Genomic DNA, 12974 nt, shown 5'->3' with positions numbered 1-12974 from the left:
GCCTGCGTTTGACGATCGGCACAGTCAAGGGCGTTCCGAAAACCATAGGAAGGGATGCCCCGACACCATGCGTATCGCAGTCTTCGGCGCCAACGGCCCCACCGGCCGCCACCTCACCGACCAAGCCCTCGCCGCCGGCCATGAAGTCATCGCCGTGACCCGCCGCCCCGGCTCCCTGACCGCACGCCCCGGCCTGAGCGTGGCCGTCGCCGACGCCACCGACCCGGCGGCCGTCGACGCCGCGATCGAGAAGACAGACGCCGTCCTGTCCGCGCTCGGCGCCCGCTTCAGCAAGGAGACCATCACCCCCTACTCGGCCGGCGCCACGGCCATCACCGGGGCCATGGCCCGCCACGGCATCAAGCGGCTGCTCGCCGTCAGCTCCAGCATCACCGACGTGAACTGGCGCCCCACCGGCGCACACTTCTTCAACCATGTCCTTGACCCCCTGGTCAACCGGCGCCTGGGCCGCACCCTGCACGAGGACATGCGCCGCATGGAGACGCAGATCCGTCACTCGGACCTCGACTGGACGCTCGTGCGGCCCTCCGGCCTGTTCGAACATCCCGCAGTCACCAACTACCGCACCGCCCAGAGCAGCGCTGATGGCGTCTTCACCGCCCGTGCCGACCTCGCCGCGAGCATGCTGCGCGAGCTGGAGGAGCGGCGCTACGTCCGTGCGGCCATGGGCGTCGTCACCACGGACGTAAAGCCGAACATCGCCAAGCTGATCTGGAACGAGGGCGTGAAAAAGAAGTGAGCCGGGCGGCCCTCGAACTCCCCGCCGCCCTAGGGGCGTTCTGCACACGCCCCTGCACGGCCACCCTCACCACCCTGCGCCCCAACGGCAGCCCGCACGTCACCCCCGTCCGCTTCACCTTCGACGCGGCCACCGGCCTGGCCCGGGTCACCACCCGGGCCACAACGCGCAAGGCGCGCAACGTGCTGGCGGCCGGCCCAATGGCCCGGGCCGTGCTCTGCCAGGCCGACGGCTTCCGCTGGGCCACCCTCGAAGGCCCAGCCGCCCTCACCAACGACCCCGCACGCCTGGCCGAGGCCATCCACCGCTACACCGCCCGCTACCGCACCACCCCGCCCGCCCCGATGGACCTGCTCGTCATCGAGATCGCCGTGGACCGCGTCCTGAGCCTCAACCTCTGAAGACCCCCGGACAGAAAGCGAAGTGACACCGCCATGCCCACCCTCCCCGTCCTCGACAGCACCCTCCACTACCGCGAGTCCGGCGACCCCCACGGGCTGCCGTTCGTCTTCCTCCACGGCAACCCCACCTCCTCCCACCTGTGGCGCAAGGTCCTGCCCGGTGTGGCCGCACCCGGCCGCCGTCTCCTGGCCCCCGACCTCATCGGCATGGGCGACTCCGGCAAGCCCGACATCGCCTACTCCTTCGACGACCACGCCCGCTACCTCGACGCCTGGTTCGACACCCTGGGCCTCGCCGAGGCGGTCCTAGTCGGACACGACTGGGGCGGCGCGCTCGCCTTCGACCGAGCCGCACGTCTCCCTCACCGCATCCGCGGCCTCGCTTTCACCGAGACGATCATCAAGCCGCTCGTCGGCGACGAATTCCCCGCAGCCGGACGGGAGTTGTTCACTCTCCTGCGCACGCCCGGGGTAGGCGAGGAGATGATCCTGGAGAAGTCACTGTTCATCGAGGGGCTCCCGGACACGCTCGCCACTTCGCTCGACCCTGCCGACCTGGAGGCCTACCGCCGCCCCTTCCCGACCCCGCACAGCCGCCGCCCGATCCTCGCGTGGACGCGCATGATGCCGCTGGACGCCGAGCCCGCCGATGTCGTGGCCCGCATCGAGCACTACGACGCCTGGCTGGCCGCCAGCCCCGAAATCCCCAAGCTGCTGGCGGCGTTCGAACCAGGCCCGGGCGCAATGACCGACCAGAAGGCCGTGGCCTGGTGCAAGGCGAACATCGCCGCCCTGGAGGTCTCCCACCACGGCCTCGCCGGCCACCACACCCCAGAGGACCGCCCACAAGAGCTGGCCGCCGCGATCAACGCCTGGGCTGACCGCCACGGCCTGGCGCGCCAGTAGGATCCTCGACGCCGCTGACGCCGATCGCCTTGGGGTTGGCTGCGCTGTTGCCGACGGACGTACGCTCCGCCGCACGGGGTCCCCACGCATTGTGGCGTACGTCGGCACGACCGCACCGCCCTCGTAGCGACTGAGGACGGATCACGCCTACGGGTGCGTACACGCGGGCAGTTGCACCGTGATGCGCAGGCCGCCGGTGTCGCGCGGGGTGAGGGTGAGGGTGCCATCGTGTACGCGAGTGATGGTGGTGACGATGGCCAAGCCGAGGCCGACGCCTGCCTGGTCGGCGTGGATGCGCTCAGTGCCCCTCTGGAATGGCTCAATGAGCGTCGAGACCAGGTGCGGAGTCAGTTTCTCGCCAGTGTTTTCCACCGTGAGCATCACGGTGCCGGGGTGGGCGCTGGTAGTAACCCACACCATGCCCTGTGCGGCCAGATTGTGGACGATCGCGTTGTGTACAAGGTTCATGGTCAGTTGCAACAGGAGCGCCGGCGATCCGCTCGTGGGTGTGATGTCGCCGCGGGTCTCGATGGTGACACCGTTCTTTTCGGCGAGGGAGAGCAGCGTTTCGGTGGCTTCTTCCGCCATGAGGGACAGGTCGACCGGTTCGGGGGTGAAGGACCGCTGGCCGGCTCGGCTGAGCAAGAGCAGTGCTTCCGTGAGGTCGATCGCTCGGGTATTGACGGCGTGGAGGCGGTCAAGGACTTCGCCTGTGTCGTGTGAGGGATCGGTGCGGGCCACGTCGAGAAGTGACTTCGAGATGGCCAGGGGGGTGCGCAGTTCGTGCGAGGCGTTGGCCGCGAATCTCCGCTGCTCGGCCACGTGTGCTTCAAGCCGTTCGAGCATCGCGTCGAAGGCGTCGGCCAGTTCGCGGAATTCGTCCTGCCGACCGGGCAACCGGATGCGGTGCGAAAGCGACCCTGCCGCGGCGGTGCGGGTGGCGTCCGCAATACGGGTCAGGGGGGCGAGCATACGGCCGGCCAGGACCCATCCTCCAAGGAGGCCGAACACCAGGAGGAAGACCATGACCGCGGCCGCAATGGGAGTGAAGCCGCGCACGAAGGTGGTGCCCGGACTTGCTCTCCATGACCCCTTTTCGTTGGTTTGCAACCATCCCTCTTGCAAGAGCCACCAGCCCACGGCGGCGAGCAGCAAGGCACCGGCGAGCATGAGGAATCCGGCGTAGCTGAGGGTGAGCTTGAGGCGGGCGCTGAGGCCGGGGGACCTATCCACTGTCGCCTCCGATGCGATAGCCGACGCCGGGCACGGTGGCGATGATCGAGGGTTCGCCGAGCCGCTTGCGCAGCGCCGAGACGGTGATGCGCACGGCGTTGGTGAACGGGTCGGCGTTCTCGTCCCACGCGCGTTCGAGAAGTTCCTCGGCGCTGACGACACCGCCCTCGGCGGCGATGAGGACCTCGAGTACGGCGAACTGCTTGCGCGTCAGCGCGACATAGCGGCCGTCCCGGTAGACCTCGCGTCGGAACGGATCCAGCCGCAGCCCCGCGATCTCATGGACAGGAGGCCGGTTGTGGGCGCGCCTGCGGTCGAGCGCCCGGAGCCTGAGAACGAGTTCCCGCAGTTCGAACGGTTTCGTGAGGTAGTCGTCGGCGCCGAGTTCGAAGCCGGATGCCTTGTCGTCGAGACGGTCGGCCGCGGTCAGCATGAGGATCGGCATGCCGCTGCCCGAGGCCACGATGCGCTTGGCGATCTCGTCACCGGAAGGGCCGGGGATGTCGCGGTCGAGGACGGCGATGTCGTAGCTGTTGACGCTCAGCATTTCCAGGGCGATGTCGCCGTCGCCCGCGAGGTCGGCCGCGATTGCTTCCAGGCGCAGGCCATCGCGGATGGCTTCCGCCATGAAGGGCTCGTCCTCGACGATCAATACACGCATACTCTCGATGTTACGAGCGGGCACATATCGTCCGCGTATCAAAAACCGCATACGCGCCGACTGCACGATCCCCTGTGCCGCCGCAGACGCAGACGCAGACGCAGACGCAGACGCAGACGCAGACGCAGAGGACGAGGACGGCTGAGGGCCCAGAACACGGCGAGGCCGACGAGCACGTTGACCGTAGATGTTCTTGGACCGCGGGACTGAACCGCCTGCTCCCCGCCTTCGTCTCTCTCCGTGAGGCGACATACGATCGCCCGGTCGACGTGGAAGCGAGCGGCCCCTTTCCGGGCCTGGGTGGGTATGCAGAAAAAGACTCTGATCATCAGCGCAGCCTGCGTAGTAGGTCTCTGGGCCGTCGGCTCGGCCGTGACGCCCGTGCTGAAGGAACACAACGAAGATTTCCCGGACGTGTTCAACGACCATGTGCTCCACGAACGCGTCAAGACGTTCCCCACCGAGCACGAGGCCCGAAAGTCCGCAGACGGTGAATTCATCTTCCGGCTCCCCAAGTGGGTGCCCAGGGACGCGACGGACATCACGATCAAGGCGCAGACCACCGGCAACGCCAAGCTCATGCGCTTCACGCTCGCCGACACCCCGCTGAAGCTGACCGGTGAGGCAGGCTGCTCGGAAGGCGCCTTCGCCGACGGGCCCACGCTGGTAGCGAGCTGGTGGCCACAAGACGTGGGGGCCGACGACGGACGGCCCGACTGTTCCGGGCAGTACCAACTACGGGTTGCGGTCAAGGGAGACAAGGTCTACGCCTGGAGCAACGGCGACATGGTCGAAAGCTAGAGGATGCCTGAGACGTCCCGGTCAGAGCAGGCGAGTTGATCCGACGCGACCGCGGCGTCCACGTTCTCGCTGTGACTCAGCTTCTTCCTCAACTGCACTGTCTCAAGCGGGTGCGGTTCCTTTACCAGGGGCGGCCGGGGTCAGGTGGGGAGGCATCTCCCGGGTGACGGAGCGAGATCCCCCTGTGCGCGCGGCAGCCGGTATCGGAAGGTCGCCTGAACTCGTTCGGGCGGCCGCCGAAGGGGATCTTTAACCGGCTGTTTACGTTGTGCTGGTTTCTGCACACGCCTCGCGTCGTTGGTGCATTCATGTTGATCAACAACGGTGTGAACGTCCCGCACAGTCCACGCCTAGCCCCTCGCATTGACGCGCTGACCGAGGTCCTTTTCCAAGACGGTGATGCCGGACCTGACCTGCACGCCTCGTGGCGCAAGGCGGTCTCCACCGACCTGTTCCGCCACCGCACCGACCTGCATGTCCCCGAGCGGTGGCAGCAGTCCTACGACCGGCTGCGCGCCCTGAACGAAGAGGTCCTGTGCGTGCAGGATCTGGTCCAGGACCCGCGCGCGCTGGCCACGCTGCACGAGTGGACGTCGGTGGTGGACGGGGCCACGGCCACCGTGGCCGGCATCCACTACAACCTCTTCCTCGGCAGCCTCCTCGATGACCAGGTGTCGCCCGCCCGTGACCTGGCCGAGTTCGCCGCACTGGCGACCACCGGAACCTTCCTATGCACCGAACACGCGCACGGCAACGACGCCGCGGCGCTGGAGACCGTCGCCCGCTACGACCGTGAGCGGGACGAGTTCGTGCTGCACACCCCGCACGAGGGTGCGCAGAAGTACATGCCCAACACCAGTGCCGCGGGCGGGCCAAAGACCGCGGTCGTCGCGGCCCGACTCCTTGTCGGCGACCGGGACGAGGGCGTCTTCCTGTTTCTCACCCCGCTGAGTGACCGGCGCGGAACCCTGCCGGGCATCACCGTGACCATGCTGCCCGACCGGATCGGCAGCCCGGTGGACCACTGCGTCACCAGCTTCGACCACGTACGTCTGCCACGTACCGCACTGATCCAGGGCGAGCACGGACGGCTGACGGCGGATGGCACGTTCATCAGTACCGTGGGCAGTCCGCGCAAACGGTTCCTGCACGCGATCCGCCGGGTGACCGTCGGCAAACTGTGCATGAGCGCGAGCACCCTGGGAGGCAGCCGCGCGGCGCTGGCAATCGCGGTCCGTTACGCCTACCTGCGGCACATCTCGGGCCCCGTGGCCGGACGGCGCGTCCCGCTGGCCGCGCACCGCAGCCACTACGCCCGACTGCTCTCCTGTACCGCCACCGCATACGCCATGACTTTCTTGCACCGGGCCGTCACCGAACACTGGATCAGCCACGCCGTCGAAGAGCGAGCGCAGACGGAACGGCTGGTGGCGATGGCCAAGGGCTGGATCACCTGGCAGGCCCGCGCCATCACCATCGAGAGCCGCGAACGCTGCGGCGCCCGCGGGCTGTTCCCGGTGAACGGCCTCGCGGATTTCACCGCCAACGCCGACGGAGCCATCACCGCCGAGGGCGACAACCTGGCCGTCTGGTGCAAGGCCGGAGCCGAGATGATCTTTGGCCAGGAAGCCGCCCCGCAGCCCAAGACGCCGGCCAGGGGCGAGGAGTTGCTGACCAACCCCACCTTCCTGCGCCACGCCCTGGCCGCCGCCGAGCGCCACTGGCATCTGACCGCGCGCCGGGACGTGCGCGGTGGCACGGGCGACGCACTCGGTCGCTGGAACCATGCCTCGGCGGCGGCTCTCGCCCTGGTCGAGACCTACACGGTGGGTCAGGCCGCCGACGCCTTCGCCGCGGCCTGCGCCCAGGTCACTGCCCCAGGCACCCGCACGGCCCTGGACGATCTGCGCACACTGTTCCTGCTCGACCGGCTGGCCCCGCTCAGTGGACTCCTTTTGGCCGAAGGCGTCTTCACTGCCGATCACGTCCGCTCGCTTCCCGACACCCTGCGCAACCTGACAGGGCGACTCGCGCCGCACTTGGCAACCCTGACAGAGGCGTTCGACATCCCGGAGGAGCACTTGGCGTCGCTGCCGATGCTGACGCCGGCAGCGGAGTCCCGGTGCGACGCGCCAGCCGCCCTCACCGACTGATCGGTCACCGCAAAAGGGACCCACACCCATCTCAAGCTGAACAAGAACCTTAAAGAAGTCGTGGCGCATCCTTCTGACCGATTCGTATCCGGCGGAGTGTCGGCCGCCTGATCTGCCGGATCTGCCGGATCAGGAAACGCCCCTGGGGAGTCGGCAGCAGGTGGCTGTCGTTGGTGCCCGTTGGGCCTTCAGCGCGCAGTATCAGGGCCTGACGTTCGACGTGTACGGCGACATCACGGACCGCGGCGGTCGGCACCAGGACACCCCCGGCCTGGCCGCCATTCGTCTCACCCGCGACACCTAGGAGGGCGGGGGCCGTGCCCGGCCGCGGGCTGCTGATTGCGCTCGCGGACCATGGGCCAAACTCGGGCGCGGACGTCGGCGGTGTGCTCGGTCTCGCCGGTCCGATCGCATGACGGCCCGTCACGGCCCTGTGGTCATCACGCGGCGGGAGGCTGCGGCCTACCGGTCGGTGCACCGGAGCATCCGGTTGTGCCGAATTCATATAAACCGATGACTACCGGCGTACGGCCCATGTATGTAGCTCGCCTCCGCACGCTCCTCGGAAGGAGGCCTGATCAACTCCGGGGCTGTGTCTGTCGCCGTAGGGGTGATTGAGGTATTCGTATGGCGGGTTTGGTGACTGGGGCTGGTGGGTGGTGGGCATGTGCCGGGTGCCGTTCGGTGGTGTTCGTCCCCCACGGGCTGCCGAACGGCACCAGTCCGCCGCTCGCCGCCTGCGGCGGCTGGGGCTCTCTGCCCCGGCGTGCGCCGTATCGAATTCTTTCTGGGTGCAACGCAAGGGCGCTGGCCGTCGCGCGGTGCGAGTTCGATTTCACCAGCCGTCAGATCGGGGCTTCGTCGCTCAGCGAAGGCGCGGCGCACGGACGCAGGACCATGAGGGAGTCTTCCAAGGTCGCGGTCATGGCAAAGGGAAACCGGTCGAGCTCAAGACAGAGCGCGACGTCATCGGGGTGGACTCCTTGGCGCACACCCTCCGCCAGTTCGGCGGCGGCGCGTGACTTGGCAGCGCGACGGAGGAACCCAGCAGCATCCGCCCCGGCCTCGCTGGCCCTCTGAGCGATGTATTGGGCGCACGCCAGATCCTCATCGGCCTGCCCATCTTCGCCGGTGACCACGAACGTGACACGGTCGCTCTTGCGCGTCCGCAAGAGCCGAGCCGTTGCCTCCGCCACCACGAAGCTGGCGCACAGCACCAGCGACGCCTCCTTGACCGCGAGGGCGCCGACCGTCCCTGCGGTGGTCTTCTGCACAACGGTCCGTCCACGAAGGTCGGCAGACCGAAGCAGGCCCGGCGAGTTGACCATGTCGAACCCGGGCGCGGGCGGTCCATCTTTGAGCGCCGCCCAATCCGGGTGGCGAGCCTTGAGCGCCAGGGCATCGCTCAGCGACTCAGCAAGAACGATCTTTTCCGCCCCTCGGGCAAAGGCCCAAGGGGCCACCGTGAAAGCACGCATGACGTCGACTACGACCGCCACGGATGGGGTTTCGGCCAGCTCAGCGATGCCAAGGAAACGGGAGTCCATGCCGATCATGATCGTGGATGCCGGACCCTAAGCGCCCAGACAGTGGTCCGCATCACATCAACGGTCTCGGAACGCGGCATCTCCGGCTGTCTACGTCGCGAAAGTGGTCCGCAACAACACGTCTGCTCTATCGCCACCCACGGGGGCACCGCGCACGGCCTCTGCGGTCAATGGCGTTGTAGTGCGCCGCCTGCTCGCTGCGCTCGGCGTCACCGAGTCCCACGATCTCAGCACCTGCGTGGACCTCGCCGCTGGGTACACCGAACTGCGAACTCTCGCTGGGGACGTGATTCCGCTCGACTGGGACCGTCTGGTTAGCGACGAGGAGACCATGCCCGATCACCAGGAGAAGACGGTCTTTTATTTCTTCTGGTTGTCCCATGCCGTCCGATACCAGCCCCTGTAGGACGCCAGCAGCGCCGCGAGCGCGGCGCCGAGCCGGGGATCGCAGCCTGGATCATGGAGCAGTATGGCGTTGGACGAGGGTTTGTGCTCCATGGTCTTCCGGCCGTCCGCACGCCACCTCACGCGACGTGGAGCGCGCGGGAGGTCGCCGTTATCCAGCACGGCGGCGATGAGGGCGAAAGGAAGCAGAAAAGACAACAGCCAACAAACGGCCCACCAAAAGAGTCGTCCCTTGTAGCCCACGGCGTCTGGCCCGCCGGCCTGCGACACCGTCCAGCGGACACGCAACCCGCCGCCCCTGAACGCCTTGCGCCGCGTAATGGTGCCGATGATCTGCCCGTAGGCGTCAAGCACCTGGTAGGTCACACGGTGCCCCTCGATGGACTGCGTGACCAGATGGGCCAGCATCTGCGCCCGTTGCTCGTCGTCCCACAGGAGGAAGGAACGGGCCCCCTTCTTACGGTCGCTACGGTAGGCGGGGATGCCGCCGGGCGGCAGTTCGCGTTCCACGTGCGCCAAGACGTGGGGCTGCACTCCCGGCCCCGCGATGTGGACGGGATACATAGGCGGCACCCGGAGCCCGCCGGCTTGCGTGCTCCTACGCGGTCGCGGGGTGTCATACATGGTGAGACTGACGGTCATGGACCCTGCTTTCCCTAGTTGGCGTCCCGGCGGCGGCGTGTGCGGTGGTGTCCGGCCCGCTGCATCCGGCCCGGGGCTCCGCTAAGCAGTCGCCTCGCGCCTGAAAGCAGGAACTGTAGTGCGTCTGCGAAAGGGCGTTGGAAGGGGTAGGGCTGTGACACCTGTGAGCAGACGGCGCAGAACCCCGAGCCCTGGCAAGAGCAGCTCTCAGAGGTCGAGCACGGTCCGCAGTGCCTGAACCACCACCTGATACGCAGCCGGGAGCGGCGTGCTCTGCGCCTGACTGGCCCTGTGGGGACCCTTGCCCGCATGAAAGTGCCTGTGCCCGGTGCCGCGTGCCCCAGCTGAACCGGGCCCAGGAGCCGCGGTTGCGGAAATCGAGACCAACACCCGCCAGGCCTGCGAGAGGCTCATCGGATGCAGTGGCTAGGAGAGGTCGCCGGCCTGCAGGAGAGCCTGCGGCACATCGCCGACAAGAAACAGCAGGCCGAACGTCTGCGAGCCCCAGCCGGCCGAGGTGAGGACGGCGTCGATGCTCCGGGTTGGTTCACCAAGCCTCCGCGATCCAGATACTCCCTGGGGCGTCAGGCCACCGCCTCCTACGATCACCAGATGGCTGATCCCCTTTATCCCGCCAAGCCTCGCCCCGGAGACCGGGTCGCGGTGCTGTCTCCCTCCTCCGGCCTTCCAGGTCTCTTCCCTCTGCCCCATGAATTGGGCCTGCGCAGGCTCCTGGAAGACTTTGGTTTGCATCCGGTCGAGTACCCGACGACTCGAAAGATGGGTGCCAGACCTGAGGATCGGGCCGCCGACATTCACGCAGCCTTCGCGGATCCCGACATCAAGGCGGTGATCGCCAGCATCGGCGGCGACGACCAGATCACCGTCCTTGCGCACCTCGACCACGATCTCCTTCGCACCAACCCCAAGCCGTTCTTCGGCTACAGCGACAACACCAACCTGCTGCTGTTCCTACGGAGCTTGGGGATCGTCAGTTACCACGGCGGCTCAGTGATGGTCGAGCTCGGACGGCCCGGCGCGATGCACCCGAAGACCGAGGACTCCCTCCGGGCGGCATTGCTCACCTCGGGTGAGTACGAACTCACCCCGTCAACTACCTATGGGGACGTCAACTGCCCGTGGGAGGACCCGGGCACGTTCGAGTGTGAACCGGAGATGGAACCCGCCGATGGTTGGTGCTGGCACAACGGCGACCGGGTGGTCGACGGGATCGGCTGGGGCGGCAACCTGGAGATCATTTCCTGGCTGCTGATGGCCGACCGCGCAGTGCAACCGCTTGACGCCTACGCAGGCAACGTGTTGTTCCTGGAAACCTCCGAGGAAATGCCACGCTCCGAAGAGGTCTACCGGATCCTTCGGAACATGGGCGAACGCGGGATGCTGCAATAGTTCCCCGCGCTGCTGATGGGCAGGGCCAAGAGCTGGTCGTTCGAGAACCCGCTCAACACCCAGGAGAAGGCGCTCTTCCGACGGCAACAGCGAGAGGCCGTCCTACGGGCTCTCCAGCAGTACGCTCCCGACACCATGGCAGTGTTCGACGTCGACCTCGGCCACACCGACCCACAACTCGTGGTCCCTGTCGGAGGACGAATCCGGGTGGACGGCAGGGCACGCCGGATCACCGTCACATACTGAGCCTGAGCCGTCCGGGTCACCGTCGCAGTAACGGTGACCCGGAGGGCGCTCTCACAGATTGGCGACCAACTCGGCCCCTACCTCCTGGCGCGACCAGCTCGGCCACCAGCCGTACCATCAGCAGTTTCCGTTCGTGGACACCGGCGCCCGCTCCGCGATCTGCTTCATGCCGGTCGCGTTGATCCCTTGGACCGCGAACAGTCCGGCCGCAGCGGCCAGGCGCTTGAACACCTCGGCGAACAAGGGCTGGACGAGGAGACGACCGAACTGTTTCTGTTCGGCAACGCCCGACGCGCTTCAGTCTCTGGCGGTGCTGGGGCCGCGCTACTCCGTCCGACCAGCTGAGGCGGAGCTTGGATCGGCTTCAGCTTGAGGTATTTCCACGACTTCAGACTCGACTTGTCACCGACCGGGAGCGTGCTTGTGGTTGGGGTCGAGCCGGAAGTCGGGACAGTCGCGGCTTTGACATGCGCCCGGGCCCCACACGGGAACGAATACGCCGAGGGACTTGTGGCGGTGGACCGCGGCCGGCACGGGCTTCTTGCAGGTCGGGCACTCGTACACTTCAGGCTTACGCTTCATTTTGACCATATTTTTACTGTATGCCCATGTTGGTGTGCCGGGAAGTGGCGTGCTCCCTCGTTATGGGCGGCCCTCGTGGCGCGGTGGGTCGGCCGGGGGCTCAGGGTCGCGCGCCACAGGTGGCGAGCTGGGCTGCCCGGGGGGTCCGGAGACCTCCGCCTGCTCGTCGGTCTGCTCCGTGGAGCCTGCAGGGGCGGGCCTTTTGATGCTGAGCACCACGGACCCTGTCAGGACGATGACGATGACGGCGAGACTGATTGGTGAGGGAATTTCCGGGATGCTGGGGCTGATCATCTTGTGGGACGCCTGGAGGATGAGCTTGAGGCCGATGAAGGCGAGGATGATCGCCAGGCCCTTGCTCAGGTAGTGGAAGCGGTCCAGGAGCCCGGCCAGCATGAAGTACAGGGCTCGCAGGCCCAGGATGGCGAACGCGTTGCTGGTGTAGACGATGAACGCGTCGTCACTGACCGCCAGGACGGCGGGGACGCTGTCGACGGCGAAGATCAGGTCGGCGGCCTCGATCGCGGCGACCACCGCGAGCAGCGGCGTTCCCACACGTTTGCCGGCTTCCTTGACGAAGAACTTGGCCCCCGCGTACTCGTCCCGGACCGGGATGACCTTGCGGAGCATCCGTACGGCGAAGCTCTTGCCGGGGTCGAAGCTCTCGTCCTCGTCCTTGAGGAGCTTGTAGGTGCTGTAGAAGAGGACCGCTGCGAACGCGAACAGTACGGCGGTGAAGCGGCTGACCACGGCAACACCGAGGGAGAGGAAGATCCCGCGGAAGACGAGCGCGCCGATGACGCCGAAGAACAGCACTCGGTGCTGGTAGGCGCGTGGCACCTTGAAATACGCGAAGATCACGGCGAAGACGAACAGGTTGTCGACCGACAGGCTCTTCTCCAGCAGCCATGCCGTCGTGTATTCGGTGCCGGCCGTGGTGCCGAGAACGAGGAAGACGACCGCGCCGAAGATCATGGCCAGGCCCACCCACAGGCCGCTCCAGGCAGCGGCCTCCTTAAAGCCGATGACGTGCGCGGTGCGGTGGGACAGCAGGTCCACCGCCAGCGACACCACCACCGTCGCGGCGAACGCCCCCCACAGCCAGAGCGGAACCTCAAGCACGCCAAACACCCTCACTTGGCCCGCGCAAAACGCACAGGCCCCTAACAGCAGTGTCCGGCATTGCGCCCCCGGGGGCACGTGGAGCAATCGCGGTGGGGGAGAAAC

At 67.2% G+C, this 12974-nt stretch carries 12 protein-coding genes and 1 pseudogene; 7 read left to right on the top strand and 6 right to left on the bottom strand.

The features are described 5' to 3' along the window. Window positions 1-67 precede the first annotated feature (67 nt). Genes ACWGIH_RS33600 through ACWGIH_RS33590 form a run of 3 tightly spaced genes read left to right on the top strand, consistent with a single transcriptional unit; the run spans window position 68 to window position 2067 of the window. Entirely contained in the window at window positions 68-760 is a 693-nt protein-coding gene (locus tag ACWGIH_RS33600) for an NAD(P)-dependent oxidoreductase (RefSeq protein WP_453448974.1), read from the top strand. Next, on the top strand, window positions 757-1161 hold the full coding sequence (locus ACWGIH_RS33595; protein ID WP_453448973.1) for a pyridoxamine 5'-phosphate oxidase family protein: 405 nt from the start codon (window positions 757-759) through the stop codon (window positions 1159-1161). The genes ACWGIH_RS33600 and ACWGIH_RS33595 overlap by 4 nt, the downstream gene beginning before the upstream one ends. A 33-nt stretch (window positions 1162-1194) precedes the next feature. Next, complete coding sequence (locus ACWGIH_RS33590) at window positions 1195-2067, top strand: haloalkane dehalogenase (RefSeq protein ID WP_453448972.1); 873 nt, start codon at window positions 1195-1197, stop codon at window positions 2065-2067. Window positions 2068-2214: 147 nt separating this feature from the next. On the opposite strand, the gene ACWGIH_RS33585 is transcribed toward ACWGIH_RS33590, so the two are convergent. After that, window positions 2215-3300, bottom strand: coding sequence for a sensor histidine kinase (locus ACWGIH_RS33585; RefSeq protein WP_453448971.1), 1086 nt, complete (start codon window positions 3298-3300; stop codon window positions 2215-2217). Further along, window positions 3293-3961: a response regulator transcription factor gene (locus ACWGIH_RS33580; RefSeq protein ID WP_453448970.1), complete on the bottom strand. Its 669-nt coding sequence runs from the start codon at window positions 3959-3961 to the stop codon at window positions 3293-3295. Before ACWGIH_RS33580 ends, ACWGIH_RS33585 begins: the two co-directional genes overlap by 8 nt. Before the next feature lie 306 nt (window positions 3962-4267). Here ACWGIH_RS33580 and ACWGIH_RS33575 point away from each other — a divergent pair, with 306 nt between their 5' ends. The 3 genes from ACWGIH_RS33575 (at window position 4268) to ACWGIH_RS33565 (ending at window position 7219) form a co-directional block, all read left to right on the top strand. Next, window positions 4268-4762, top strand: coding sequence for a hypothetical protein (locus ACWGIH_RS33575; RefSeq protein ID WP_453448969.1), 495 nt, complete (start codon window positions 4268-4270; stop codon window positions 4760-4762). Window positions 4763-5070: 308 nt separating this feature from the next. Beyond that, window positions 5071-6915 (top strand): acyl-CoA dehydrogenase family protein, encoded by a 1845-nt coding sequence (locus ACWGIH_RS33570; protein WP_453448968.1) that lies wholly within the window; start codon window positions 5071-5073, stop codon window positions 6913-6915. A gap of 160 nt (window positions 6916-7075) precedes the next feature. Then, a complete protein-coding gene (locus ACWGIH_RS33565; RefSeq protein ID WP_453448967.1) occupies window positions 7076-7219 on the top strand; it encodes a hypothetical protein in 144 nt (47 codons plus the stop codon). A gap of 541 nt (window positions 7220-7760) precedes the next feature. Here the strand turns inward: ACWGIH_RS33565 and ACWGIH_RS33560 are convergent. Together ACWGIH_RS33560 and ACWGIH_RS33555 are read right to left on the bottom strand one after the other, a co-directional pair. Further along, window positions 7761-8462, bottom strand: coding sequence for a 2-phosphosulfolactate phosphatase (locus ACWGIH_RS33560; protein ID WP_453448966.1), 702 nt, complete (start codon window positions 8460-8462; stop codon window positions 7761-7763). Between the two features lie 360 nt (window positions 8463-8822). Further along, on the bottom strand, window positions 8823-9377 hold the full coding sequence (locus ACWGIH_RS33555; RefSeq protein WP_453448965.1) for a hypothetical protein: 555 nt from the start codon (window positions 9375-9377) through the stop codon (window positions 8823-8825). 744 nt (window positions 9378-10121) lie between these two features. Here ACWGIH_RS33555 and ACWGIH_RS33550 point away from each other — a divergent pair. Beyond that, a pseudogene (locus ACWGIH_RS33550) lies at window positions 10122-11165 on the top strand (S66 family peptidase). 117 nt (window positions 11166-11282) lie between these two features. On the opposite strand, the gene ACWGIH_RS33545 reads toward ACWGIH_RS33550, so the two are convergent. Together ACWGIH_RS33545 and ACWGIH_RS33540 are read right to left on the bottom strand one after the other, a co-directional pair. Beyond that, complete coding sequence (locus tag ACWGIH_RS33545; RefSeq protein ID WP_453448964.1) at window positions 11283-11408, bottom strand: TetR family transcriptional regulator; 126 nt, start codon at window positions 11406-11408, stop codon at window positions 11283-11285. A 399-nt stretch (window positions 11409-11807) separates the two neighbouring features. Next, window positions 11808-12869 (bottom strand): TerC family protein, encoded by a 1062-nt coding sequence (locus ACWGIH_RS33540; protein ID WP_453448963.1) that lies wholly within the window; start codon window positions 12867-12869, stop codon window positions 11808-11810. Window positions 12870-12974: the final 105 nt, after the last annotated feature.

The sequence above is a fragment of the Streptomyces sp. NPDC054872 genome (assembly GCF_053610705.1).
Note: the sequence above shows the minus strand (reverse complement) of the source record. Positions and strands in the feature narration are given on the sequence as shown.